At 70.9% G+C, this 24850-nt stretch carries 27 protein-coding genes and 1 tRNA gene; 17 read left to right on the forward strand and 11 right to left on the reverse strand.

The genetic code is table 11. From position 1 onward, the window contains the following. Window positions 1-10: 10 nt before the first annotated feature. Window positions 11-760 (reverse strand): thioesterase II family protein, encoded by a 750-nt coding sequence (locus ACIHFD_RS06305; RefSeq protein WP_397365856.1) that lies wholly within the window; start codon window positions 758-760, stop codon window positions 11-13. A 336-nt stretch (window positions 761-1096) separates the two neighbouring features. Between ACIHFD_RS06305 and ACIHFD_RS06310 the strand changes: the two genes are divergently transcribed. Then, window positions 1097-2137: a MupA/Atu3671 family FMN-dependent luciferase-like monooxygenase gene (locus ACIHFD_RS06310; protein ID WP_397365857.1), complete on the forward strand. Its 1041-nt coding sequence runs from the start codon at window positions 1097-1099 to the stop codon at window positions 2135-2137. Continuing rightward, window positions 2134-2652, forward strand: coding sequence for a flavin reductase family protein (locus tag ACIHFD_RS06315; RefSeq protein WP_364266269.1), 519 nt, complete (start codon window positions 2134-2136; stop codon window positions 2650-2652). Before ACIHFD_RS06310 ends, ACIHFD_RS06315 begins: the two co-directional genes overlap by 4 nt. Before the next feature lie 43 nt (window positions 2653-2695). Here the strand turns inward: ACIHFD_RS06315 and ACIHFD_RS06320 are convergent. From ACIHFD_RS06320 to ACIHFD_RS06330, 3 genes are all read right to left on the reverse strand, one after another. Continuing rightward, window positions 2696-2769, reverse strand: a tRNA-Lys gene (locus ACIHFD_RS06320). A gap of 41 nt (window positions 2770-2810) precedes the next feature. Next, on the reverse strand, window positions 2811-3734 hold the full coding sequence (locus tag ACIHFD_RS06325; protein ID WP_397365858.1) for a nucleoside hydrolase: 924 nt from the start codon (window positions 3732-3734) through the stop codon (window positions 2811-2813). 237 nt (window positions 3735-3971) lie between these two features. Then, the gene (locus ACIHFD_RS06330; RefSeq protein WP_185068009.1) at window positions 3972-4364 is read right to left on the reverse strand and encodes an OsmC family protein; all 393 of its coding nucleotides are present in this window, start codon (window positions 4362-4364) and stop codon (window positions 3972-3974) included. A 52-nt stretch (window positions 4365-4416) separates the two neighbouring features. Between ACIHFD_RS06330 and ACIHFD_RS06335 the strand changes: the two genes are divergently transcribed. Together ACIHFD_RS06335 and ACIHFD_RS06340 are read left to right on the forward strand one after the other, a co-directional pair. Beyond that, complete coding sequence (locus ACIHFD_RS06335) at window positions 4417-5109, forward strand: hypothetical protein (RefSeq protein ID WP_397365859.1); 693 nt, start codon at window positions 4417-4419, stop codon at window positions 5107-5109. A 59-nt stretch (window positions 5110-5168) separates the two neighbouring features. Continuing rightward, window positions 5169-5945: an FAD:protein FMN transferase gene (locus tag ACIHFD_RS06340; protein ID WP_397365860.1), complete on the forward strand. Its 777-nt coding sequence runs from the start codon at window positions 5169-5171 to the stop codon at window positions 5943-5945. 74 nt (window positions 5946-6019) lie between these two features. Here ACIHFD_RS06340 and ACIHFD_RS06345 read toward each other — a convergent pair whose 3' ends face one another. Continuing rightward, the gene (locus tag ACIHFD_RS06345; protein ID WP_185068012.1) at window positions 6020-6295 is read right to left on the reverse strand and encodes a hypothetical protein; all 276 of its coding nucleotides are present in this window, start codon (window positions 6293-6295) and stop codon (window positions 6020-6022) included. A 134-nt stretch (window positions 6296-6429) separates the two neighbouring features. On the opposite strand from ACIHFD_RS06345, the gene ACIHFD_RS06350 reads away from it, so the two are divergent. Then, a complete protein-coding gene (locus ACIHFD_RS06350; protein ID WP_185068013.1) occupies window positions 6430-6810 on the forward strand; it encodes a phage holin family protein in 381 nt (126 codons plus the stop codon). Window positions 6811-6817: 7 nt separating this feature from the next. After that, window positions 6818-8176: an aromatic amino acid lyase gene (locus tag ACIHFD_RS06355; RefSeq protein WP_397365861.1), complete on the forward strand. Its 1359-nt coding sequence runs from the start codon at window positions 6818-6820 to the stop codon at window positions 8174-8176. Window positions 8177-8255: 79 nt separating this feature from the next. Here the strand turns inward: ACIHFD_RS06355 and ACIHFD_RS06360 are convergent, their stop codons facing one another. After that, entirely contained in the window at window positions 8256-9245 is a 990-nt protein-coding gene (locus tag ACIHFD_RS06360; protein ID WP_397365862.1) for a LacI family DNA-binding transcriptional regulator, read from the reverse strand. 243 nt (window positions 9246-9488) lie between these two features. Here ACIHFD_RS06360 and ACIHFD_RS06365 point away from each other — a divergent pair, with 243 nt between their 5' ends. Together ACIHFD_RS06365 and ACIHFD_RS06370 are read left to right on the forward strand one after the other, a co-directional pair. Then, window positions 9489-10349, forward strand: coding sequence for an amidohydrolase family protein (locus tag ACIHFD_RS06365; protein ID WP_397365863.1), 861 nt, complete (start codon window positions 9489-9491; stop codon window positions 10347-10349). Continuing rightward, the gene (locus tag ACIHFD_RS06370) at window positions 10346-10879 is read left to right on the forward strand and encodes a cysteine dioxygenase (protein WP_397365864.1); all 534 of its coding nucleotides are present in this window, start codon (window positions 10346-10348) and stop codon (window positions 10877-10879) included. The genes ACIHFD_RS06365 and ACIHFD_RS06370 overlap by 4 nt, the downstream gene beginning before the upstream one ends. On the opposite strand, the gene ACIHFD_RS06375 is transcribed toward ACIHFD_RS06370, so the two are convergent. Together ACIHFD_RS06375 and ACIHFD_RS06380 are read right to left on the reverse strand one after the other, a co-directional pair. After that, complete coding sequence (locus ACIHFD_RS06375; RefSeq protein ID WP_397365865.1) at window positions 10848-11516, reverse strand: hypothetical protein; 669 nt, start codon at window positions 11514-11516, stop codon at window positions 10848-10850. The two genes, ACIHFD_RS06370 and ACIHFD_RS06375, sit on opposite strands and share 32 nt — an antisense overlap. 10 nt (window positions 11517-11526) lie before the next feature. Continuing rightward, entirely contained in the window at window positions 11527-12699 is a 1173-nt protein-coding gene (locus ACIHFD_RS06380; protein ID WP_397365866.1) for a CynX/NimT family MFS transporter, read from the reverse strand. A 67-nt stretch (window positions 12700-12766) separates the two neighbouring features. Between ACIHFD_RS06380 and ACIHFD_RS06385 the strand changes: the two genes are divergently transcribed. Next, a complete protein-coding gene (locus ACIHFD_RS06385) occupies window positions 12767-13753 on the forward strand; it encodes a LacI family DNA-binding transcriptional regulator (RefSeq protein WP_397365867.1) in 987 nt (328 codons plus the stop codon). A gap of 4 nt (window positions 13754-13757) precedes the next feature. Here the strand turns inward: ACIHFD_RS06385 and ACIHFD_RS06390 are convergent, their stop codons facing one another. Then, complete coding sequence (locus ACIHFD_RS06390; RefSeq protein WP_350741616.1) at window positions 13758-14078, reverse strand: hypothetical protein; 321 nt, start codon at window positions 14076-14078, stop codon at window positions 13758-13760. Window positions 14079-14263: 185 nt separating this feature from the next. On the opposite strand from ACIHFD_RS06390, the gene ACIHFD_RS06395 reads away from it, so the two are divergent. The 8 genes from ACIHFD_RS06395 to ACIHFD_RS06430 all read left to right on the forward strand — a co-directional run bounded on the left by ACIHFD_RS06395 (window position 14264) and on the right by ACIHFD_RS06430 (window position 23073). Next, on the forward strand, window positions 14264-15229 hold the full coding sequence (locus ACIHFD_RS06395; RefSeq protein WP_350741618.1) for a sugar-binding domain-containing protein: 966 nt from the start codon (window positions 14264-14266) through the stop codon (window positions 15227-15229). A gap of 137 nt (window positions 15230-15366) precedes the next feature. Continuing rightward, the gene (locus tag ACIHFD_RS06400; protein WP_397365868.1) at window positions 15367-16461 is read left to right on the forward strand and encodes a sugar ABC transporter substrate-binding protein; all 1095 of its coding nucleotides are present in this window, start codon (window positions 15367-15369) and stop codon (window positions 16459-16461) included. Beyond that, on the forward strand, window positions 16461-17333 hold the full coding sequence (locus ACIHFD_RS06405) for an ATP-binding cassette domain-containing protein (RefSeq protein ID WP_397365869.1): 873 nt from the start codon (window positions 16461-16463) through the stop codon (window positions 17331-17333). The genes ACIHFD_RS06400 and ACIHFD_RS06405 overlap by 1 nt, the downstream gene beginning before the upstream one ends. Then, a complete protein-coding gene (locus ACIHFD_RS06410; protein WP_397365870.1) occupies window positions 17330-18562 on the forward strand; it encodes a sugar ABC transporter permease in 1233 nt (410 codons plus the stop codon). Before ACIHFD_RS06405 ends, ACIHFD_RS06410 begins: the two co-directional genes overlap by 4 nt. Further along, window positions 18562-20037 (forward strand): FGGY-family carbohydrate kinase, encoded by a 1476-nt coding sequence (locus tag ACIHFD_RS06415; protein WP_350741626.1) that lies wholly within the window; start codon window positions 18562-18564, stop codon window positions 20035-20037. The genes ACIHFD_RS06410 and ACIHFD_RS06415 overlap by 1 nt, the downstream gene beginning before the upstream one ends. Further along, window positions 20034-21458 (forward strand): FGGY-family carbohydrate kinase, encoded by a 1425-nt coding sequence (locus tag ACIHFD_RS06420; protein ID WP_397365872.1) that lies wholly within the window; start codon window positions 20034-20036, stop codon window positions 21456-21458. The genes ACIHFD_RS06415 and ACIHFD_RS06420 overlap by 4 nt, the downstream gene beginning before the upstream one ends. Continuing rightward, window positions 21455-22072, forward strand: coding sequence for a histidine phosphatase family protein (locus ACIHFD_RS06425; protein ID WP_397365873.1), 618 nt, complete (start codon window positions 21455-21457; stop codon window positions 22070-22072). Before ACIHFD_RS06420 ends, ACIHFD_RS06425 begins: the two co-directional genes overlap by 4 nt. Continuing rightward, window positions 22069-23073, forward strand: coding sequence for a 2-hydroxyacid dehydrogenase (locus ACIHFD_RS06430; RefSeq protein WP_397365874.1), 1005 nt, complete (start codon window positions 22069-22071; stop codon window positions 23071-23073). Before ACIHFD_RS06425 ends, ACIHFD_RS06430 begins: the two co-directional genes overlap by 4 nt. On the opposite strand, the gene ACIHFD_RS06435 is transcribed toward ACIHFD_RS06430, so the two are convergent. Next, on the reverse strand, window positions 23063-23920 hold the full coding sequence (locus ACIHFD_RS06435) for a carbohydrate ABC transporter permease (protein ID WP_350741634.1): 858 nt from the start codon (window positions 23918-23920) through the stop codon (window positions 23063-23065). The two genes, ACIHFD_RS06430 and ACIHFD_RS06435, sit on opposite strands and share 11 nt — an antisense overlap. Then, complete coding sequence (locus ACIHFD_RS06440; protein WP_363979311.1) at window positions 23917-24804, reverse strand: sugar ABC transporter permease; 888 nt, start codon at window positions 24802-24804, stop codon at window positions 23917-23919. Before ACIHFD_RS06440 ends, ACIHFD_RS06435 begins: the two co-directional genes overlap by 4 nt. Window positions 24805-24850 lie beyond the last annotated feature (46 nt).

Here is a 24850-nt window from a genome sequence, read left to right on the forward strand (position 1 = left end):
AAAGGGGGACCTACGCCTGGACGGCGGGGATGTTCTCGGTGATCTTCCGCATGACCGCTGCCGCATGTGAGTTCAGGTAGAAGTGGCCGCCGCGGAAGACGTGCATGTCGAACGGGCCGCTGGTGTGCTCTTTCCAGCGCTCGGCCTCGTCCAGCGACACGTGCGGGTCGGAGTCGCCGACCAGGGTGATGATCGGCGCGTCGATCTTGATGCCGGGCGGGCAGCGGTAGGTCATGATCGCCGTGTAGTCGCCGCGCAGCGACGGAAGGATCATGTTCACGAGCTCGGGGTCGTCCAGCATCCGCGTGTCGGTGCCGCCGAGCCGCCGTACCTCGGCGATGAGCGCCCGGTCGCCCTCCTTGTGCACGGTCTCGACGCGTACGCTCGACGGCGCGCGCCGGCCGGACGCGAAGAGCACCAGCGGCGAGACGCCGTCGCCCATCAGCCTCTTGGCCACCTCGAACGCGACCACCGCGCCCATGCTGTGCCCGAAGAAGGCCATCGGCCGGTCCGCCAGGGGCAGGATCTCCCCGGTGAGGCGATCGGCGAGGGTGCCTATGTCGTCGATGCACGGCTCCAGACGGCGTTCCTGCCGACCCGGATACTGGATCGCCAGGACGTCGAGCCGCGGTGCGAGCTGTTTGGCGACCGGGTGGAAATAGGAAGCGGAGCCGCCCGCGTGCGGGAAGCAGATCAGACGGGTGGCGGATGCCGGCGCGGCGAAGAACCGCCGTACCCACGCTCCGGTTTCGGTGATCACTGAACATTCCTTCCTCTGCCGACAGGGAATTCGGCACCACGCCGCGGGATATCACCGTTCATTCCAGCCCATGCGGCCGCGGCGTAGCCACGGGATTCGCCCCCTAATGTCCGGGGGTATTCCCCTAACGAATCCGCCGACGGTCCGGCGCGTGGTGAAGCCGCGTCGAAATAAGGGGCGATAAGGGTTGCCCGAGCGCGTCAGGCCGTGCTCAGCAGGGCGGACGCCCGACGGCCGGCACGCCTAGTGGGCGCTAGGGGTTACCCCGTTTTCTCCGCTCACAAATACTTGTGACACCCGGACCGGGCGCATCAACGCGGCACGCAAGGAGAAACGATGGACTTTGGTCTATTCTATTTCGCGGACGATGTCAGGGCGGGAACCGACCAGTACCGGCTGCTGCTGGAAGGGGCCAGGTTCGCCGACACCCATGGATTCTCCGCGGTGTGGACACCGGAGCGGCATTTTCATGAATTCGGCGGCCGATATCCCAATCCCGCCGTGAGCGCCGCGGCCGTCGCCGCCGTGACCGAGCGGGTCGCCATCCGCGCGGGAAGCGTCGTGGCGCCGCTGCACCACCCGGTTCGCATCGCCGAGGAATGGGCCATGGTGGACAACCTGTCCGGCGGCCGGGTCGGCGTGTCCTTCGCCCCGGGCTGGCATGTGGTCGACTTCGCGTTGCGGCCCGAGAACTACGCCGGCCGCCGGCAGGTGACGACGGACACCATCGACACGGTGCGGCGGCTGTGGCGGCAGGAGGAGGTGGAGCTGGTCGACGGGGCCGGCGAGTCGGTCAAGCTGCGCGCCTACCCGGCGCCGGTCCAGCCGGAGCTGCCCACGTGGCTCACCAGCTCGGGCAACCCGGAGACGTTCCGCCAGGCGGGCGATCTCGGCTACGGCATCCTGACGCACCTGCTCGGCCAGAGCCTGGACGACCTCGTACGCAAGGTCGCCGACTACCGCGAGCACTACGCCAGGGCGCACAGTGGCACCGGCCACGTCGCGCTGATGCTGCACACCTTCATCGGCGAGGACCGCGCCCGCGTGCGCGAGATCGTCCACCAGCCCTTCACCGACTACCTGCGCAGCTCTCTCGGCCTGGTGCTGAAGGCGGCCGAGGACCTGATGCCCGGCATCGACCCGGACTCGATGGACCCGGAGGACATCGAGTTCCTCCTGGAGGTCTCGTTCGACCGCTATTTCGACACGGGCGGCCTGTTCGGCACGGTCGACGACGGCATGGCGGTGCTGAACTCGCTCCAGGAGATCGGCGTGGACGAGGTCGCCTGTCTCATCGACTTCGTCCCGGACACGGACACCGTCCTCGACGGGCTGCGCCACCTCGACGAGCTCAAGCGGCGCTGGAGCACACGATGATCGACAGCCTGAGGCTGAGGCGCGTGCTCGGCCACTACCCGACGGGGGTCGTCGTGATCGCGGCGCTGGAGGACGGCGAACCGCACGGTTTCACGGTCAACTCCTTCACCTCCGTCTCCCTCGACCCGCCCATCGTGAGCTTCTGCGCCGCCCACACCTCGGCCACCTGGCCCCGCATCAAGGCCGCGGGCGCCTTCACGATCAGCGTGCTGGGGGCCGGGCAGGAGCAGGTGTGCCGGTCGTTCGCGGCCAAGGGGAGCGACAAGTTCTCGGGGGTCGGCTGGTCGGTGCGGGAGAGCGGGCATCCGGCGATCACGGATGCGGTCGCGTGGATCGACTGCGTCCTCGATCTGAGCCACGTGGTGGGCGACCACGAGCTGATCCTCGCCAAGGTGGTGTCGCTCACCGTGAACGACTCCGACGACGACCCGCTCGTCTTCCACCGCGGGCGCCTCGGCCGGGTGTGCGCCGAGACCTTCCCGATCCTGACGCGCCGATGCCCGGCGCCCGCCTGATCAAAAAAGCCCAGGCCACCTGAGTGACCTGGGCTTTTCGCTGTGCGCCGCCAGGGACTCGAACCCCGGACCCGCTGATTAAGAGTCAGCTGCTCTGACCAACTGAGCTAGCGGCGCAACAGGTGTAACTGTATCAGCCGCCGAGCCCTGACCGCACATCATCCGAGCCGCCCCGCCAGCCTCTCGTACGCTCCCAGCACCAGCTCCCAGAATCCCCTGACGTCGATCGACGTGGCCACGAGCGCGTTCGAGTCCTGCTCGCTCACCTTGAAGTCCGTCACGGTCATCCCCCGCGTGTAAAGCCCGGCGGTCTCGACGTTCACCATCGCGGGGACGCAGGTGAAGAGGGAGGGGTCGAGCACGTACGCCACCGCGCACGCGTCATGGATGGCCGGCCCGCCGTCGGCCGTCACCACTCCGTAGAACTGCGCGGCGGGCACCAGCAGCTCGGCCAGCTTGCCGAGCGGCCGCATCCGGTCCAGGACGTCCGAGGTGACCGTGGCGGACAGGGTGACGTCCAGCCCCAGCATCCGCACCGTCCACCCGGCGCCGAAGACGATGGCCGCCGCCTCCGGGTCGGCCAGCATGTTGAACTCGGCCGCCGGATTGTGGTTGCCACGCGTGAACGAGCCACCCATGATCACCAGTTCGCGGGCCCACTCCACGACGCGCGGCTCGCGGCGTACGGCGAGGGCGATGTTCGTCAGCGGGCCCACGGCCACCAGCGTGATCTCGCCCGGAGCGGCCTTCAGGGTCTCCACGATGAAGTCGACCGCGTGGCCGTCCGAGGGCCCCAGCTGCGGGGCGGGGAGCACCACGCCGCCGAGACCCGTGGTGCCGTGCACGCGGGTGGCGCGCACGGTCTCGCGCAGGAGGGCGCCGGCGCTGCCCGGCGTCACGGGGACATTCCCCATTTCCAGGAACTCGCGCAGCGCAAGGGCGTTCGCGGTGGTCAGGGAGAGGTCAACGTTGCCCCCCACGGTGGTAATGCCCACCACGTCCAGGGAGGGGGAGCCGGCGGCGAGGGCCAGAGCGAGCGCGTCGTCGATGCCGGGGTCGCAGTCAATCAGCACTTTCTTCACGAAAGGGGAGGATACGCATAGATCGGGCCGGGCAGTTCCCCCAAAGCTGCCCGGCCCGATCGGCGGCGGTCCAGGCCGGCGCTTCCCCCAAAACGCCGGCGGTCCCGCACTGGCGAACCGCGGTCCCCCTCCGCGTCCGCTTCGGTGAAGGTCTATTGGCCTCTTGACCTGCTACAACGCTACCGAGACGAATGCAACGGTCGCGTCATAACGGGGTCGAATATCTGTTTAATCCGACTACGGAAGCTCCAACCGAACCTCCGTACCTTCCTGAAGCGACCTGCTCACCGTGCAGTACTTCTCGTGCACCCGCTCCGCGACCGCCCTGAACACCTCGTCGGCCTCCTCCGAGGGCAGCTCGACGTCGTACGTGACGGTGACCGGGCCCAGCTTGCTGGGCTCGACCTTCTCCGCCTGCACCGTCATCGCCAGGCGGACCAGCCGGTGACCCCGCTTGGCGGTCAGCGGCTCGACCGTCACGATGTTGCATCCGCCCACGGCCGCCAGCAGCAACTCCACCGGGGTGAACACCCCGTCCTCGTCCCCGCCGCCCATCCGCACCTCGGCGCCGCGGGCGTTCGTGGCCCGGAATCCGCCGTCCTCAGTTCGTTCGACACGCACGTTAGCCATGTTTCAGACCCTACTCAGAAACCTTTAATGTTCATTCAGCATCGTGAGTGGCATGGCTAGCGAGGCGAATGCGAACCAAGGTCCCATCCTCTTCTGGTGCGGGGTCGCGGTGGCCGAGTTCGGTGCGATCCAGCCGGGATTCGGCTACCCGTGGCGACCCAGCGCCTACGCCGCCGCGGCGCTGCTCGTCGCGTTCGGCCTGATCACCGTCAAGGCCGCCGACTACCTCCGCACCGAGGAGGCCAGGCAGCGCCTGAGGCTCGGCAGCTATCTCGCCGGCGCGCTGCTGGTGGCCCACCAGTTCAGCTCCACGGCGTACGTGACCGACCTCAGCCGCGCCGGCTCGCTCGTCCTGTACACGATGGCGGCCGTCATGGCGGTCTGGAGTCACCAGCTCTCCCACGCGACCAGGCCGACCCTGCTGATCGCCACCGGCCTCGACGCGGCCGCCCTGCGCGAACGGCTGGCCGGCACGCCCGACACCGTGGCCGTCTACCGCACCGAGCGCGCCACCGACGAGCTGCGCGAACTGGAGGCCCGATACGGGCTCATCCTCGTCGAGGGCGCCGAGCACGACCCGCGCGCCAAGGAGCGCCTGAGCGCCTCCGGCCTGAGCCGCCAGATTCCCGACATCGCCGAGCGCGACGTGGTGGTGGCCGGTCCGCGGCAGTTCAAGAGGTACGTACGCGGCGCGTTGTCACGCCTTGCTGTCCCAAGATCACAGATTCATTTCAAATCACGGTAAAAGGTTTAGCTCCACATTACGCGCCATCTGCAACGGTGGGCTGCGGACAAGGAGGCAAGGTGACGACTTTCCCCGGAAGCGCCCGTGTCGAGATGGTCATGGGCATGCCGGTCAGTGTGGACATCCGCACCGCTCTCCCGGTGCGTGAGATGACGCCCCTGCTGGATGACGCGTTCTCCTGGCTGAGGTGGGTGGAAGACACCTTCAGCCCGGTAAGAGAGGACAGCCAGATCGGCCGCCTCAACCGCGGCCAGACGATCAAGCAGATCCCCGAGCTCATCGAGGTCCTCCACCGCTGCGACGAGATCAGCCAGGCCACCGACGGCTACTTCGAGGCCCGCATCAACGGCGTCACCGACCCGTCGGGCTACATCAAGGGCTGGGCGCTCGAACGCCTTTCCCGCGCTCTGGTCAACGCGGGCGCGGGCGACCACCGCATCAGCGCGGGCGAGGACATCAGGGTGCGCGGCTCGGCCGCCCCGGGCAAGCGCTGGCGGGTCGGCATCCGCGATCCGCGCAAGGACGTGATCCGCAAGGTCGTCTTCGCCCACGACCTCGGCATCGCCACCTCCGGCGGCGCGCCCATAGTCAACCCGCACACGGGGGCCGTCGAGGAAGGGCTCGGCTCGGTCACCGTGGTCGGTCCCGACCTGGGCCAGGCCGACGCGTACGCGACCGCCATCTACGCCATGGGGCCCATGCTGTCCAGGCGCTTCGCGGCCGACCTGGCGGCGGCGGGGCCGTACCAGACGATGATCATCACCCGTGACGGGCAGGAGGTCAGCACGCCCGGCTTCGCCGAATACAGCGGCAGCGAGGCCCGCATGGCGGGCTGAGCGCGCCCGTGTGATTACGGAGGGTGGCCCGTATCGGCCTTGCGAGGTCACCCCCCGGCGCCCTGGGAGCACGGTCAGGCGTCGGGATGTTTACGCAAATACTCTATGTAGATCGGGCGCAGCGCCTCACCCAACTGCCCCTCGCCGGAGGCGATGGCATCGCTGAGCAGCGCGGAGACCCTGCTGAGGTCGTTGGCGGCCTCCGTCCCGTGACCGCTGGCGGCCTCGGCGGCCGGGATCACCTTCAACAGGTCCCAGAGAAACCCCAGGTCCCCGTGCCGTACGGCGTACCGCACCGCACGGTCGTGCAACTCGTCGGCCGGCAACGACTCGAGCCCGTTCGCGTCCATCTCGCTCCCTCCCCCTGGACGCCTCTTCCCGAGTTGGGCCAATCATAACCGACGACTACGCACAGTAGCCGCTGAGAATCGTAGTGGCCGCGCCACTATCGAAGTGCCGATCTCAAGTGGGAGGATCAAGCAGCGTGAGATTCATCATCAGAACCATCGCCGCGGCGGCGGCCCTCTGGGTGGCCATCCAACTGGTCCCCGGCATCGAGGTCAGCACCTCCCCCAACTCCGCCAAATACTGGGGCGTGCTGCTGATCGTGGCGTTGATCTTCGGCATCGTGAACGCGATCGTCAAGCCCATCGTCAAGGCCCTCGGATGCGCGATCATCGTTCTGACACTGGGCCTGTTCCTCCTCGTGATCAACGCGGCCATGCTGCTGCTGACGAGCTGGATCTCGACTCAGCTCGACATCCCCTTCCACGTCGACAACTTCTATCCGGCCGCCTTCTGGGGCGCGATCATCATCAGCGTGGTGAGCTGGCTGCTGGGCCTGTTCATTCCCGACGGCGACTGAACCGCCGGTGGAGCTCGACGGCGCCGGCCTGACCTGCGCGCAGGTCCACGAGGCCGCGTACGACGGTGCCCGGGTCACGATCGCCTCCCTCGATCGGGCCCGGGCCGCGTGGGCCACCGCTCAGGAGCTCACGGGCCCCGTGTACGGGCGGAGCACCGGCGTGGGCGCCAACAGAGGCGTCATCCTCGACAAGCCCGGCCTCGACCTGCTCCGCAGCCACGTGTGCGGCGCCGGCCCGATGATCCCGCCGGCCCGCGCCCGGGCCATGCTCGTGGTCCGGCTCAACCAGCTCCTCGTCGGCGGCTCCGGCATCGATCCGGCCGTCCTGCCGGCGCTGGCCGAGGCGATCAACGGCGGCTTCACCCCGCCGATCCAGACGTACGGCGCCATCGGCACCGGCGACCTCTCCGCCCTCGCCACCACGGCCCTGTGCCTGCTCGGCGAACTCCCGTGGCACCACGAACCCCCACCCCCGTTCCCTCCGGGGACGCCCCCGATCGACGTGGCCGGGCCCCGCTTCCCCTTCGCCCCGGAGGACGCGCTGCCGTTCATCAGCTCGGGGGCCGCCACGCTGGCCGACGCCGCCATCGCCTGCCACCGCCTCCGTCTCCTCCTGGAAGCCGTCATCGACGTGGCGGCGATGTCGTTCACCGCCGTGGGCGCCTCGGCGGAGCCGCTGGCGGCCGCCGTACAGGAGGCCCGCCCCCACCCCGGCCAGGCCGCCGTGGCCGCCCGCCTGCGCGGCCTGCTCACCCAGGAGCTGGCGACCCGCGTGCAGGACCCGTACGGCTACCGGGCCTTCGCCCAGGTGCACGGGGCCGCCGTGGACGCCCTCGACCGGGCCACGGCCGCCGTCGAGATCGACCTCAACGCCGCCGCCGAGAACCCCCTCATCGCCGGCTCCCTGGCCTGGCACAACGGCAACTTCCACTCGGCCCCGCTGGCGCTGGCGCTCGACGCGTCGCGTGCCGCGCTCGTACAGACGGCCCAGCTCAGCGCCGCTCGCCTGGCCACCCTCATGGACCCCGCCTACACCGGCCACCACCCCTTTCTCGCCGACCGCCCGGGGTCGTCGGGGGCGCTGATCCTGGAGTACGTGGCCCAGGATGCCCTGGCCGAGCTCCGGCTCCTCGCGACGCCGGTGACGACTGGCACGGCGGTGATCTCCCTGGGCACGGAGGACCACGCGGGCTTCGCCACCCAGGCGGCCCGCAACGCCCTGCGCTGCCTGGAGCCCCTGGAAATCGTCCTGGCCTGCGAACGCACCGCCGCCCTCCGGGCCCTCAACACCCCCACCGCGGACCGCCCCCTCACCGACGACCTCACCACCTCCCGCCACGCCCTGACCCTCCACCCACCCCTCTGACCCCCCGAGGCTGCCCGCTTTCGGAGGGCCCCGCTCTCGGGTGCCCCCCAACGGATGCGCACCGAGGCCGGGGAAGGCGTCACGACACGCGGGCGACCGATCCCCGCTCTCGAAGGGTGGGCTCCTGGACGACACGCCGCCGCCGGGTCCCCCCGTCCGTCGCCGCCGAGATGAGGCGGACCGCGGCCTTGACGATCCCGTCGATGTCCCAATCGACGGTCGTGAGACCAGGCGTGAGCAGCCCGGACATCGGGTGATCGTCATACCCCATGACCGACACGTCGTCGGGCACGGCCAGCCCCAGCTCCTGAGCCGCGGCGTAAACCCCGTAGGCGATCGAGTCCGCGAAGCAGAACACCGCGCTCGGCCCCTGCCCCGCCAGCAGCTCCCGCGCCGTGGCGGTGGCCCCCGCCAGCCCGTGCGGGGCGGTGGCGACCACGATGTCCAGCCCCAGCCGGTCGGCCTCGGCGGTGACGTGCACGTCGGCGGGCCGGTCGGGAGTGCTGGCCCGGGTCGGGGTGAGGACGGCGATGCGGCGGTGGCCCAGCGCGCGCAGGTGCTCCAGCGCCAGCGTCACGCCGCGCCGGTTGTCGAAGACGACCTCCCCGGCCGTGCCCGCGATCGAGTCGCCGATCGCGACCACCGGCAGCGACTCGCACAGCTCGGGCCAGAACGCCGCCACCGGATCGATCGGCTGGACGATCAGGCCATCGACGCGCTGGTCGCGCAGCCGCTGGGCGAAGGCCCGCTCGCGGGCGGGATCGCCCACCGCGTCAAGGATCAGGGCATAGCGGTCTTTCTCCCGCAGCCCTCTGCTGATGCCGACCGCCAGGGACTGCTGCCACAGGTCCTCCAGCGAGCCGCACAGCAGGCCGATCATGCCGGTGCGCCCGCTGGCCAGGGCCCTGGCGATGGGGTCGGCCTCGTAGCCCAGCTCGGCGGCTGCCGCGCGTACGCGCTCCATGGTCTCCTCGGAAACCTGCAGGCCGCGCAGCGCATACGAGACGGCTGCCGGTGACAGGCCTGTGGCCTGAGCCACCTCCCGGATCGTGGCTCTCTTGCGAGGCATTAAGCCAGCCTATTCGCTAGCGCCGACAGAACCGATTCCAGTCAGACGATTCGCGCTTCTCACCGCGCGTGCGCCGCCCCGGAACGCCGGGCCTGTCGGCGTTTCCGGCGGCGTCGGGCCCGTTGACAACGGGCTTGTGAAGCGGTTCACTGAACCGTATCACTGAAACGCTTCACAGCTCAGTGTCGCAAGGTGGCGCGGGTTACCTGTAATGTTAGTAGGGAATAGGGGAAGGAGGAAGCCGTGAGCATCGACGTCCATCAGCACGTCTGGACGCGCCCGCTCGTCGACGCTCTGCGCGCCCGTTCCTCCCCTCCCCACGTCGACGGCTGGACGTTGTTCCTCGACGACGAGCCCCCGTACGAGATCGACCCCCAGGACCTCGAGCACCGCGACACCACCGGCCTGGAGCTGGCGTTGGTGTCGCCGTCGAGCCCGCTCGGCATCGAGTTCCTGCCGCCGGAGGAGTCCTGGCCGGTCATCGACGCCTACCACGACGGCGCGCTCGCGCTGGGCGAGCCGTTCGGGGCCTGGGCGTCGACGTGCCTCAGCCGGCCCGACCCCGAGCGCCTGGCCCGGGACCTCGGCCGCGGCTTCGCGGGGCTGCAGATCCCCGCGACGGCCGTGCCCGACGACGGCCTGCTCGAGGTGCTGACGGACCTGGACCTTCCGCTGTTCGTCCACCCCGGCCCGGCCGCGAAGACCCCGGGCACGCCGCCCTGGTGGCCCGCCGTGGTGCCGTACGTCCAGCAGATGCACGCCGCGTGGCACTACTTCCACGCCGTCGTCCGCCCCAGGCACCCGGAACTGCGCGTCTGCTTCGCCCTCCTCGCGGGGCTGGCCCCGCTGCACTCCGAGCGCCTGATCGCCAGGGGCGGCGGCAGCCGCGGCCTGGTCGATCCGAACTTCTTCGTGGAGACCTCCTCCTACGGCCCGCGGGCGATCGACGCGATCGTCCGCGAGCTGGGCATCGACGTCGTCGTCAACGGCTCCGACGCCCCTTACGCCACCGCACCCGAGCCCGGACTCGGCGCGGCCGCCGGCCACGCCATCCGGGTCGTCAACCCCCGTCGTCTATTGAGCGGAAAGGAGACTCGTACGTGAGCACTCAGCAAATCCAGGACGGGGGCACCTGTGCCCGGTTGCCCGAGCGCACGCTCGACCGGCGCGAACTGCGCGACCTGGTGAACGAGCTGGCAACCCACCCCGAGGAGTGGCGGGACCAGGTGCAGTTCCCCGAGGACGGCGGCAGGCACTACGCCTCGCTCTACCGTGACGCGTACGTGGACGTCTGGCTGCTCTGCTGGCGCCCCGAGGACGACACCGGCTGGCACGACCACGACATCTCCTCCGGCGCCGTCCACGTGGTGCGGGGCGCGCTCCTGGAGTGCAACCCGCGCATCGGCGGCGAGCATCTGGAGACCGTGGTCACGGAGGGGCAGTCGTTCTCGTTCGGGCCCGATCACATCCACCGCCTCAACGGCGCGGTGGACGAAAGTGTCTCCATCCACGCCTACTCGCCGCCGCTGTGGCGGCTCGGCCAGTACTCCATCGACGACACCGGCGTCATGCGCCGCGTCTCGGTGAGCTACGCCGACGAGCTCAGGCCGCTGGACGACGCGGTGGTGGCCTGAGCACGCAGCAGCTTCCGCAGGGCTCGACATCGGGCAGTGTGATCCACAGGCAGCAGGTCCTGCGGAAGTAGCCGTCGCCGGCGGGCTCGATCAGCCCGTCGACCGGCGGGCCGATCTCCTTCAGCAGCCGCATGTAGTCGCCCGGCACGATCGACGTCAGCGGATGGGCGAGCGCCTCGGCCGTGGATCCCCACAGCGTCCGCTCGCCCACCTTCGCGATCGCCCCGACGGCCCGCACTAGCGGCGCCTGCGACTCGGCGAGCGCCTCGCGGATCGCGGCGGCCCCTTCGGACCAGCTCACCCGCGTGGCCGCGATCGTCACCCCGGCGTCCGACACCTTGAAGTACGTGTCCGCCGGCCGCATGATCGGCACCTGCCCGTCCAGCGCCCAGCCGAGCGCCATGGGCATGGTGTGCCAGTAGCCGTAGGTCTTCCAGAACAGCGCCGCGCCGACGTGGCGTGGCGCGTTCCAGCGCGCGGCCGTCTCGTCGATCAGCCCGAGCAGCGCCGCGTACGGCCCCCGCAGCAGCTCGGCGACCGGCGTCCAGCTGCCGTCGGGCTCGATGACCAGGCGCGGCTCGACGCCCAGCACCCCGCCACGCGCGTCGGCGACCCGCTGGAGCGTCTCGGTCAGCACCCTGAACCCCCTAAAGGTTAGCCTTACCTAAGGTAGCAGGCCGCCCCGCGAACCACCCAGCCGTGATCTGCACCACGAGCACCCCCAGCCCCGCCAGCAGCGGCACCGTCCAGCCGCCGGAGACCTCCCTGAGGAACCCGAACAGCAACGGCCCCACCGCCGCGATCCCGTACCCCACGGACTGCGCCACGGCCGACAGCGCGGTCACGGTGGCCGGATCGGCGGGCCGCAGCGCGATGATCAGCAGTGCCAGCGCGAACGAGGCGCCCTGGCCGATCCCCAGCACGATCATCCACAGCCAGGGCGCGGCCGTGGGGGCCAGCAGCATGCCGAGGTAGCCGAGCACGGTCAGCACCCCCGCTCCGACCACGTACGGCACCTGCGAGGCCCGCCGGCCCGCCAGCACGGGGATCGCCAGCGAGGTGCCGACCTGGACCAGGTTCGTCAGGCTGAGCAGGTAGCCGGCCTGGTCGGCAGGGAGTCCGGCCTCCAGGAAGATCGTCGGCAGCCAGGCCAGCATGACGTAGAAGGTGAGCGACTGCAGGCCCATGAGAGCGGTCACGGACCAGGTCACGGGGCTCCTGAGCACCGCTCCGAACGGCCTGGGCCCGTTCTGCGCCCCGCTCTGCTTGCGCAGCGCCTGGGGTAGCCAGAGCAGCGCGGCCAGCAGGGCGGGCACGGCGAGCAGCGCGGAGACGCCGCGCCAGCCGTACCCGGTGGCGTGCTCGATGGGGACGACCAGCCCGGAGGCGAGGGTGGCGCCGGCCACCACGGCGGCGACGTAGACGCCGGTCAGCAGGTTGACCCGGGTGGGAAAGTGCTCCTTGACGACGGCGGGCATGGAGACGTTCATGACGGCGATCGCCGTGGCGGCCAGGGCGGAGCCGAGGTAGAGCACGGGCGCGCCGCCGAGGCCGCGCAGCGTCACGCCCGCCGCGATGACCAGCAGTCCGGCCAGCAGCGTGCGGTCGAGCCCGAAGCGCCGCGCGAGCAGCGGCGTGACCGGCCCGAACACGCCGAGGCAGACCACCATGACCGTGGTGACGGCGCCGCCGCCGGCGGGCGACAGGCCCACGTCCTTCATGATCTCGTCGAGGAGCGGGGAGACCCCCGCGATGGCGGGGCGCAGGTTGAGCGCGGCCAGTACGAACCCGGTCACCAGCACGGCAGATCTCAACGACATAGGGAACCACTTTCGCATAACCCCTGACAACGTTGTCTGCCTGGTCCAGGTGAGGAATGATCCTGGCGTGAGACCGACGATGAAGGACGTCGCCTCGGCGGCGGGCGTGGCGCTCAAGACCGTCTCGCGCGTCGTGAACGGCGAGCCCGGCGTCCACCCGGCCACCGCCGAGCGGGTGCGCGCGGCCATCGAGCGGCTGGGCTACAGCCGCAACGAGAGTGCGGCGGTGCTGCGCAGGGGCAGGACCGCCACGGTCGGGCTGGTCATCGAGGACGTGGCGGACCCGTTCTACTCGGGTCTGAGCCGGGCCGTCGAGGACGTCGTCATCGAGCACGGCTGCCTGCTGCTGAGCGGGTCGTCGAGCGAGGAGCCGCTCAGGGAGCGCGAGCTGGTCGAGACGTTCTGCGCGCGCCGCGTGGACGGGCTGATCATGGTGCCCGCCGGCGAGGACCACTCGTACCTGCGGCCCGAGCTGGAGGCCGGCACGCCGGTGGTGTTCGCCGACCGGCCGCCGGGAGCGGGGATCGACGTGGACACGGTGCTCGCCGACAACCTGGGCGGCACCGGGGAGGCGATCCGCCACCTCATGGGCCACGGCCACCGCAGGATCGCCTTCCTCGGGGACGCCCCGGGGATCTTCACCGCGGCCGAGCGGCTCAACGGCTACCGGCAGGCGCTCGGAGGGTTGTTCGACGAGCGGCTGGTGTCGATGCGGCCGCCCTCACTGGAGGGCGTACGCGCCGACTTGGCCCGCATGTTCGCCCTGGACGATCCGCCCTCCGCGCTGTTCACCGGCAACGGCCGCTACACCGTGACGGCGCTGCGCGCGCTGGCGGGGCGCCGGGTGGCGCTGGTGGGGTTCGACGACTTCGAGCTGGCCGACCTGCTGACCCCCGGGGTGAGCGTGGTGGCGCAGGACCCCGCGTGGATGGGGCGGGTGGCGGCCGAGCTGCTCTTCCGCCGCCTGCGCGGCGACACGGGCCCGCCGGAGCACATCGAGCTGCCGGTACGGCTCATCGCCCGCGGCTCCGGCGAGCTCCCCCCACCGGACTGACCGGTCAGGCGACCCGCTCGTCCACGCCCACGGCGCCCACGCCGCTGGTGAAGATGCCGCCGCAGTATCCCCGGGACTCCCCCGACGCGCCGGGCGCGAGCGTCACCCACTCGCCCACGACGTCCGGCGCCCGGCCGCAGACCACCACGGCCCGGAACCTCCAGGTCTGGCCCGTGGGGTTGGTGCAGGACGCGATGCCGAGGTCTCGGTCCTGCGCGTGCACGTAGGTGTCGCAGCGCAGGACCGTGGCCGCCGCCACGGCGGGCGGCGCCATGTTCCCGACCACCAGGCCGACGGCCACCGCGACGTACATCCCCTTGGACATTGCCTCTCCCCTGTCCCCCGCATTACTGTGCGCAGCCGATCGTAAGCGCAGAGTAGTAGCCCTGTCTGGAGAACCTCATGGCGGCTAGCCTTTCCAGCGGAGGACGCGGCAGTGGCCCCCGGGGACATCACCGCCTATAGTCGTTTGCGCATCGGTTCAGCAAAAATGTTCACAGGAGCGCGCGCATGAATGCCGCCGACGTCGCACCCGAGACGCAGGCCAGGTTCCCGCTTGAGCTGATGTACGCGGCGGCCCAGCAGTACTACATCGAGGAGGCCACGCAGGGCGACATCGCCCAGCGGCTCGGCGTCTCCAGGGCGACCGTGAGCCGGCTGCTCACCGAGGCCCGCAAGCAGGGCATCGTCGAGATCAAGGTGCACCGGCCGGCCGCGCTCGCGGACGGCCCGCTGGCCGCCGAGGTGGCCGAGGCGCTCGACCTGGAGCGCGTCTACCTGGTCCCCAAGGTCAGCGGCCCCACCCTGGGCCCGTGGCTGGCGCCCGCCGTGACCCGCGCGCTGGCGGCGGTCGGGCTGGAGTCCGGCGACGTCGTGCTCGTCTCGTCCGGCACCACGGTCTACGAGTGCGCCCGCGAAGGGCTCGGCCAGTACCCGGGCGTCACGATCGCGCCCGCCGTGGGCGGCCAGGAGGAGCCGCAACCCTGGTTCCAGACCAACGAGACCACCCGCATCCTGGCCGAACGCGCCGGTGGCGTGCCCGCCTACCTCTACGCGCCCGCGCTGCCCGGCCCCGAGCTGTTCTACTCGCTGCAGCACGAGCCGTCCGTACGCCGGGTCATGGACCTGTGGGCGCACGCCAAGTGCGCCATCGTCGGCGTCGGCTCGGCCCCGCTGATGCGACAGATGACGCCCTCCCTCATGCCGCGCGACGCCGACAGCCTGCGCCAGGCCGTGGGCGACGTGTGCATGCGCGTCTACGACCGCGACGGCGAGCCCGTCACGTACCCGGGCAGCGAGCGCCTGGTCGCCACGAAGCCGGAGGAGCTGCGCCGCATCCCCGCCACGATCGCGGTCGCGGTAGGCGCCGAGAAGGTGCTGTCCATCGTCGCGGGCGCCAAGGGCGGCTACTTCAACCAGCTCGTCACGGATGTCCCGACGGCAGAGGGCCTGGTGGCCGCCGCTCGCCAGCTCTGAACATTTTTGCTGGACAAAGTTTCAGCACCCGCGCTACCGTGAGCCGCACCACAGGATGTGCCTGGTTGTGAGGGGCATTGTCCTGTTTCGGGGGGCAGTGCGTCATAGATCCCGGTAGCAAGTGAGGAACGAAACCCGTGAACAGAGCTAAGATGCGGACCTCCGCGTTCGCCGCAGCAGCAGTGCTCGCAGGCTCGGTGCTGGCCGCGTGCGGCTCCGGCTCCGGCTCGACCGGCGGGGACACCAGCGGCGGCGGCAGCGGCGCCGTCCAGAACGCCAAGGTCGCCTTCCTCATGCCCGACCTCGCCTCCACCCGGTACGAGCTGGCGGACAAGCCGCTGTTCGAGGCCAAGATGAAGCAGCTCTGCCCGACCTGCCAGGTCATCTACCAGAACGCCGACTCCGACGCCGCCAAGCAGCAGCAACAGGCCAACTCCGCGCTCGCCCAGGGCGTCAAGGCCATCGTGATCGACCCGGTCGACTCCGCCGCCGCAGCCACCATCGTCAAGTCGGCCCAGGCGCAGCAGGTGCCGGTCATCGCCTACGACCGGCCGATCCCGGCCACGCCCGCCGACTACTACATCTCGTTCGACAACGAGAAGATCGGCGCCATGATCGCCCAGTCCCTGGTCGACCACCTGAAGAAGGAGAACGCCAAGGGCGGGATCCTCCAGGTCAACGGCTCGCCCACGGACGCGGCGGCCGGCCTGATCAAGAAGGGCATCCACAGCGCGGTCGACCCGAGCGGGTTCAAGGTGCTGGCCGAGTACGACACCCCCGACTGGCAGCCGGAGAAGGCCCAGACCTGGGTCAGCGGCCAGATCACCCAGTTCAAGGACCAGATCGTCGGCGTGGTCGCGGCCAACGACGGCACCGGCGGCGGCTCGATCGCCGCGTTCAAGGCCGCGGGCGTGAAGGTGCCGCCGATCACCGGCAACGACGCCGAGCTGGCCGCCGCCCAGCGCATCATCGCGGGCGACCAGTACAACACGATCTCCAAGCCGATCAAGATCGTGGCCGAGGCCTCCGCGAACGTGGCGTGGGAGTTCATGCAGGGCAAGAAGCCCGCGGGCAAGGCCACGCTCTACAACACCCCGTCGGAGCTGTTCGTGCCCACGGTGGTGACCAAGGAGAACATCAAGGAAGTGCTGTTCGACAGCGGCATCATGAAGGCCGCCGAGGCCTGCGCCGGTGAGTACGCCAAGGGCTGCGGCGAGCTCGGAATCAAGTGATGAGCGTCCTCTCTCTGCGCGGGATCAGCAAGACCTTCGGCGCGGTGGCGGCGCTGACCGACATCGAGCTCGACGTCGCCGCCGGCCAGGTCGTCGCGGTCGTGGGAGACAACGGCGCGGGAAAGTCGACCCTGGTCAAGATCCTCTCGGGCGTGCACCCGCCGGACGGCGGCACGATCACGTTCGAGGGGAACGAGGTCCACATCCCCACCCCGGCCGCCGCGCACAAGCTCGGTATCGCCACGGTCTTCCAGGACCTGGCGCTCTGCGAGAACCTCAACGTGATCCAGAACCTGTTCCTCGGCCAGGAGATCCGCCCGCTGCGCCTCAACGACGTGGCCATGGAGACCCGCTCGTGGGAGCTGCTCCGCCAGCTGTCCGCCAAGATCCCGAGCGTACGGGTGCCGGTCGCGGCGCTGTCGGGCGGCCAGCGGCAGACGGTGGCCATCGCCCGGTCGCTGCTCGGCGACCCGAAGGTCATCATCCTCGACGAGCCCACCGCCGCGCTGGGCGTGGCGCAGACGGCCGAGGTGCTCAACCTGGTCGAGCGGCTGCGCGAGAACGGCCTGGGCGTCATCATGATCAGCCACAACATGGCCGACGTGAAGGCCGTCGCCGACACCGTCGCCGTGCTGCGGCTCGGCCGCAACAACGGCGTGTTCGACGTGGACCAGGTCTCCACCGAGGACATCATCGCCGCCATCACCGGCGCCACCGACAACGTGGTCTCCAGGCGGGCGCAGCGCGAGGGAGCGCCGGCGCCTGGAGGAGCGGCGGGAGCGAAGCGACCAGAGCGGGGGAAGGCGACGGCATCGGAGGCGACCGAGCCCGCCTCACGGAGTGAGGCCATGGACAAGAGGAACAGCTCATGAGCGCAGTGACGACCGACCGCCAGGACGAGCGGCTGCAGGACCGCGACGGCCTGCGCGGCGCGCTCGCCGACGTGATCGAGCGGGCCCGCGGCGGCGACCTGGGCGTCATCCCCGTCGTGGTCGGGCTCGTGGTCATCTGGACGGTCCTGCAGGTCCTGAACCCGATCTTCCTGTCCAGCGCGAACCTGGTGAACCTCACCCTGGAGTCCGCCGCCGTCGGCATCATCTCGCTCGGCATCGTCTGCGTGCTGCTGGTGGGCCAGATCGACCTGTCCGTCGGCTCGGTCAGCGGGCTGTCGGGAGCGGTGCTCGCGGTGCTGTTCGTGGGCCAGGGGCTGCCGGTCTGGCTGGCCATCGCCGCGGCGGTGATCATGGGCGCGGTCGTCGGCTGGCTGTACGGCCAGCTGTTCAACCGGTTCGGGGTACCGAGCTTCGTGATCACGCTGGCCGGCCTGCTCGCCTTCCTCGGGCTCCAGCTGTACGTGCTGGGCACCAAGGGGTCGATCAACCTGCCCTTCGACTCGGGCCTGGTGAACTTCGCGCAGCTCGACTTCGTGCCGGCCTGGCTGTCGTACACGTTCGCGGTCGTCGGGGCCGTCTGGCTGTTCGTCACCGGATACCTGCACGCGCAGGAGCGGCGCAAGGCCGGGCTGTCGGCCAGGAACGTGTCCACGCTGGCCGTCAGAAGCGCGGCGCTGCTGGTCGTGCTGGCCTTCGTGGTCTGGTACCTGGGCCAGACGCGCGGCGTGGGCTGGATGTTCGTCTTCTTCGTGGCGCTCGTGCTGATCATGCACTACCTGCTGTCGCGGACGAAGTGGGGCCGGGCCGTCTACGCCGTCGGCGGCAACGTGGAGGCCGCCCGCCGGGCCGGCATCAACGTCAGGGCCGTCTACACCTCGGTGTTCGTGCTCTGCTCGACGTTCGCCGCGGTCGGCGGCATCCTGGCCGCGGCGAGGCTCGCGGCGGCCAACCAGTCCAGCGGCGGCGGCGACGTCAACCTCAACGCCATCGCGGCGGCCGTGATCGGCGGGACGAGCCTGTTCGGCGGGCGCGGCACCGCGTTCGGCGCGCTGCTCGGGATCATCGTCATCCAGTCCATCTCCAGCGGCCTGACCCTGCTCAACCTCGACTCGTCGATCAGGTTCGTGGTCACCGGGGCGGTGCTGCTGCTCGCCGTGATCGTCGACTCCGTGTCGCGCCGGTCGAGGACCTCCCACGGCAGGGCCTGATGGCGATCATCTGCGTTGACGCGGGCACCACGGTCATCAAGGCGGTCGGGTACGACGCCGAAGGCGCGGAGGCGTTCGTCGCCCGGCGGGAGACCGTGGTCTCCAGGCCCCTGCCCGGCCACGCCGAGCAGGACATGAACGCCGTCTGGGACGCGGTCGCCGCCACCGTGCGCGAGGTCGCCGCCCAGGTGGACGGGGTCGACTTCGTGGCCGTGACCGCCCAGGGCGACGGCTGCTGGCTGGTCGGCCCGGACGGCGAGCCGACCGGCCCCGCGATCCTCTGGAACGACGCCAGGGCGGCCTCGGCCGTGGACGGCTGGACCCGCTCCGGGACCGCGGCCGAGGCGTTCCGGCTCAACGGCTCGTCGGCCGCCTCCGGGCTGCCGCACGCGATCCTGACCTGGCTGCGCGCGAACGACCCGGGGCGGCTGGAGCGGTCGAGCGCCATGCTCACCTGCGGCGGCTGGATCTTCGCGCGGATGACCGGGGAGCTGGCAGCCGACGAGTCCGACGCCTCCGCGCCGTTCATGGACCTGCGGGCGCGGGCGTACTCCCCCGCGCTGCTGGCCCTCTTCGGCACGGAGTGGGCCGAGCGGCTGCTGCCCCCGATCCGCTCCGGCCACGTCGCCGAGCTGTCCGGGGACGCGGCCTCCGCGCTGGGGCTGCCCGCCGGGACACCCGTCGTGATGGCCCCGTACGACATCGCCGCCACGGCGCTGGGCGCGGGCGCGGTGCGGGCCGGGCAGGCGTGCGGCATCCTCGGCACCACGCTCTGCACCGAGGTCATCGTCGACTCGGCCGACCTGGAAGGCGAGCCGATCGGGATCACGATCGCGCTGACCGGCGGCTACCTGCGGGCCTTCCCCACGTTCGCGGGCACCGAGGTGGTGCAGTGGACATGCCGCATGATGGGGCTGAGCGGCCCGGCCGAGCTGGGCGACCTGGCCCTGCTGAGCGAGCCGGGCGCGCGCGGGCTGACATTCCTGCCGTATATGTCGCCCGCCGGTGAGCGGGCGCCGTTCTCGGACCCGCTGGCCAGAGGGTCGCTGCTGGGCATGTCGTTCGAGCACGGCCGCCCGGACGTGGCGCGGGCGGTGCTCGAGGGGCTGACGATGGTCATCCGCGACTGCCTTGCCGCCACCGGCGCCGCGCCCACGGAGCTGCGCGTGTGCGGGGGCGGTTCGAACAGCACCGCCTGGCTCCAGCTGATCGCCGATGTCACCGGCCTGCCCGTGCGCCGCCCGGCCGACACCGAGGTGGGCGCGCGGGGCGCGTACCTGGTGGGGCTGGCCGCCACCGCCGCCGCCCCGTCCATCGCGGCGGCCGCCTCGGAGCATGTACGGCTGCGCGACGCGCTCGAACCCAACCCCGCCCGCCAGGCGTTGTACGACCGGCTGTTCGACGACTTCTTGACCCTGCGCCAGGCGAACGCGGTCTCCTGGCCGCTGCTGGCCGAGATGAGGGGCCGTACATGAGTGTCTGGATCGGCATCGACCTTGGGACCCAGAGCGTGCGGGCGATGGCCGTCTCCGGGGACGGGCAGGTGCTCGGCACGGCCGGCCGGCCGCTGACCAGCCACCGCGACGGACCCCGCCACGAGCAGGACCCCGAGCAGTGGTGGCGCGAGCTGGCCGCCGCCACCCGCGAGGCGCTGCGCGACGTGCCTCCCGAGCAGGTCGCGGGCGTCGCCGTGGCCGCCACATCTGGAACGATCCTGCTCACCGGCCCTGACGGCCGGGCGCTGACGCCCGCGCTCATGTACGACGACCGGCGCGCCGACGCCGGGCGCGCCAACGAGGCGGGCGCCCGCGTCTGGGAGCGGCTCGGCTACCGGCGCATGCAGCCCAACTGGGCGCTGCCCAAGCTCCTGTGGCTGCTCCAGGACGCGCCCACCGGAGCGCGGCTGGCGCACCAGAACGACTTCGTCAACCGGCGCCTCGTCGGCCACGAGGTGGCCACCGACCTCAGCAACGCGCTCAAGACCGGCGTGGACCTCATCGAGGAGCGCTGGCCGTCCGAGGTGCTGGACGCCCTGGACGTGCCCGCGGAAATGCTCCCCGAGGTCGTACGGCCCGGCACCCGCCTGGGCGTGGTCTGCGCGGCCGCCGCCGAGGAGACCGGCATCCCCGCGGGCACGCCCGTGATCGCCGGGACCACCGACGGGTGCGCGGCCCAGCTCGGCGCGGGCGCCACCCGGGTCGGGAGCTGGAACTCGGTGCTCGGCACGACGCTGGTGCTCAAGGGTGTGACGAAGGAGCTGATCCACGACCCGCTCGGCGTCGTCTACTCGCACCGCGCACCGGACGGCTCGTGGCTGCCGGGCGGCGCGTCGAGCACCGGCGCCGGCGTGCTCTCCCGCGACCTGCCCGGCCGCGACCTCGACGCGCTGAGCGCCCAGGCCGCCGCCCGCCCGGGCCCGCCCGCGAGCGTCACGTACCCGCTGGTCTCGCGGGGCGAACGCTTCCCGTTCGACGCGCCCGGCGCCGAGGGGTTCACGCTCGGCAGCCCGGCCGACGACGTCGAGCGCTACACGGCGATCCTGCTCGGCGCGGCCTTCGTCGAGCGCCTCTGCTTCGACTACCTCGACCTTCTCGGCGCGCCCGTGGACGGCGAGATCATCCTGACCGGCGGCGCCACCCGCAGCGCGTACTGGACCCGGCTCAGGGCGGACGTCCTGGGACGTCCGGTGACGCTGCGGGAGAACGCCGAGCCCGCCCTGGGCATGGCCGTCCTGGCGGGCGGCGACCCCGGCCGGATGATCAGGACCCGCGCGGTCGTCGACCCGTCGGGAGCCGACTTCACGGAGCCCTACCTGCGCTTCGTCACCGAGCTGGAAGGGCGCGGCTGGCTCGACCCGGCCGCCGCCCGGCACGCACGCGAGAGGACCGCCCGATGACCGACCTCGTCCTGGTCCGCCACGGCGAGACCGTCTGGCACGCCGAGAACCGCTACGCGGGGATCAGCGACATCGAGCTGACCCCGCGCGGCCACGCCCAGGCCGCCCAGCTGGCCGAGTGGGCCGGTCAGGCGGGCCTGGCGGCCGTGTGGGCCTCCACCCTCAGCCGGGCCCGGATCACCGCCGCGTCCGCCGCCGACCAGGCGAAGGTGGAGCTCCGGACCGACCCGAGGCTGCGCGAGCTGAACTTCGGCGAGGGCGAGGGTCTGACCTCGGCCGAGATGGCGGCCCGCTTCCCCGAGGCCCGCGCCGCGTTCGAGTCCGACCCCGCCGCGCACCCGCTGCCCGGCGGTGAGGACCCGAGCCTGGCCGCCGACCGGTTCGTGGCCGCCCTCGACGACATCGCCGCCGCCCACCCCGACGCGCGCGTGCTGGTGGTCGCGCACACGACCGCCATCAGGCTCGCCCTGTGCCGCCTGATCGGGGTGCCACTCGGCGAGTACCGGCGGCTGTTCCCGCGCCTGGACAACTGTGCCCTGACCGAGCTGCGCCTGCGCACCGGGCGGCGGGCCGCGATGCTGCAGTACAACTCCCCGATTGGAGCCGTTCGTTGACCATCCGTGTGCTTGCCGCGGGCGACCACTTCGTCCAGAACCGCCTGCTCATCGACGCGCTCAGGCGCGAGGTCCCCGGCGAGTTGGACATCAGCGAGCTGACGCTGCCGTGGCCGGTCGAGCCGTTCGGCCGGGTGGGTGAGGTGGACGAGGCCTCGGACGTGGAGGACGAGCTGATCGAGGCGCTACGCGGCGTCGAGGTCTGCGTGACCCAGATGGCCCCTTTGACCAAGCGTGTCCTGGACGCTTCTCCCGACCTGCGGCTGTTCTGCGTGAGCCGGGGCGGGCCCGTCAACGCCAACCTGGAGGCGGCCACGGCGGCGGGCGTGGCGGTGACGTTCGCGCCGGGCCGCAACGCGGTGGCCACCGCCGAGCACACCCTGGCCATGCTGCTGGCCGCCACCCGCAGGATCCCCCAGACGCACGGCGACCTGTCGGGGGGCGTGTGGCGGGGCGACTACTACATGTACGACAACGTCGGCCCCGAGCTAGACGGCAACACGGTCGGCCTGGTCGGCTACGGCGCCATCGGCCGCCGCGTGGCCCGCATGCTCGAAGGCTTCGGCGCGGAGGTCCTGGTCTATGACCCGTACGTGGACGTGCCCGGCCGGGTGGAGCTGGACGAGCTGCTCCGGCGCTCCCACTTCGTCTCCCTGCACGCCCGCGCCACCCCCGAGACCAACGGCATGATCGGCGCGGCCGAGATCGCCGCCATGCCGCGCGGCTCGGTCCTGGTCAACTGCGCCAGGGGCGCGCTGGTCGACTACGACGCCGTGTGCGACGCGCTGGACTCGGGCCACCTGTTCGGGGCCGCCATGGACGTCTTCCCGGAGGAGCCCATCCCGGCCGGCTCGCGCCTGCTCACGACCCCGAACCTGATCATGACTCCGCACCTGGCCGGGGCCAGCAAGCAGACGGCCATGAAGGCGGCCTCGATCGTGGCCGCCGACGTGGCCCGCTACGTACGCGGCGAGCCCCTGTCCCACGTGGCTACCCCTTGAGCGCCCCCGCCATCAGCCCGCGCATGAAGAACCGGCCCAGCAGGACGTAGATCAGCATCGTCGGGATCGACGACAGGATGGCCGCCGCCATCTGCTGGCTGTACGGAGTGGCCTGCGCACCGGCGATGTTGTTCAGCATCACGGTCGTGGGCCAGCTCGTCGGGCCGGTCAGGAAGACGGCGAACAGGAAGTCGTTCCAGAGCGAGGTGAACTGCCAGATGACGACCACCGCGATCGCGGGCGCCGACACCGGCAGCACCACCGACCAGTACGCCCTCAGCATGCCCGCCCCGTCCACCCGGGAGGCCTCGATCAGCTCATCGGGGATCGTGACGTAGTAGTTGCGGAAGATCAGCGTGCAGATCGGGATGCCGTACACGACGTGGGCCAGCACCAGCCCGGGGATGCCGCCGTAGAAGACCCCCTGCAGCCCGGTCAGCTCGTTCAGCCCCACGAGCAGCTGCACCAGCGGGATCATGACCCCCTGGTACGGGATGAACATGCCGAACAGGAACAACGTGAACAGCACGTCCGCCCCGGGGAAGCGCCACTTGGACAGCACGTAGCCGTTCATGGAGCCGAGCGCGCACGACAGCAGCGAGCCCGGCACGGCCAGCAGCACGCTGTTCCACAGGCCGGGGGCCAGCTTCTCCCACGCCACCTGCCACGCCTCGGTCGTCCACGTCCGCGGCAGGTTCCATGCCTGGCCGGGGTCGGCCTCCGTGAGCGGCTTGAAGCTGGTGACCAGCAGCACGTAGATGGGGATCAGGAAGATCACCACGAAGAGGATCAGCAGCCCGAAGCGCAGCCAGGGGAAGGCCGCCCGGCGCGTGGCCACCGCCGTCATGAGCGCCTCTCCTTACGCACGGACCAGATCAGGTACGGGATCACGAAGATCGCCACGCTCAGCACGATGTACGACGCGATCGTGGCGCCCTTGGCCGGGTCGTGCGAGTCGAACACCGCCACCCACATGAACACCGCGGGCACGTCCGTGATGATCTGCTTGCCCGACACCGCCACGATCAGGTCGAACACCTTGAGCGAGATGTGCCCCAGGATGATCAGCGCGGACAGGGTGACCGGCCGGAGCAGGGGCAGCACCACGTGCCGGTAGACGCCCCACTCGGTGCAGCCGTCCACCCGCGCGGCCTCCCGCAGCTCCTCGGGCACGCCGCGGAAGCCCGCCAAAAACAGTGCCATGACATATCCGGACATCTGCCAGATGGCGGGGATCGCCATCGCAGCCATCCCCCAGTCCGGATCCCTGAACCACTGCCACTGCGGCAGCCCGATCCAGTCGAACAGCCGGTTCAGGCCGACCGCCCGCTCCCCCGTCCCCGAGTTCATCAGCCACCGCCACACGATGCCGGTCGCGACGAACGAGATGGCCATCGGGAACAGGTAGATCGCCCGGAACGTCCCCTCGCCCCTGATCCCCTTCTCCATGAGGAACGCCAGCAGCCACCCGAGCAGGAGCGCGCCCAGCACGAACGCGACCGTGAAGACGATCGCGTGGTTCACCGAGAGGTGCCATCGCGGCTGGTCCCAGATGTCGATGAAGTTCCGCAGCCCCACGAACTTCCCCTCGGACACCTCATCGTGCTTGTCCGTCATGGCCAGCCGGAAGTTCCAGCCGAGCATGCCGTACACGAAGACGCCGATCAGGATGATCGACGGCGTGACGAGGAGGAGTCCGGGCAGCCACGTGCGTGCCCGCCTCACAAGCATTCCCTCCCACGGACCCGGCGGGCGCCGGTCGGCGCCCGCCGGACCT

The sequence above is a fragment of the Nonomuraea sp. NPDC051941 genome, assembly GCF_044593615.1.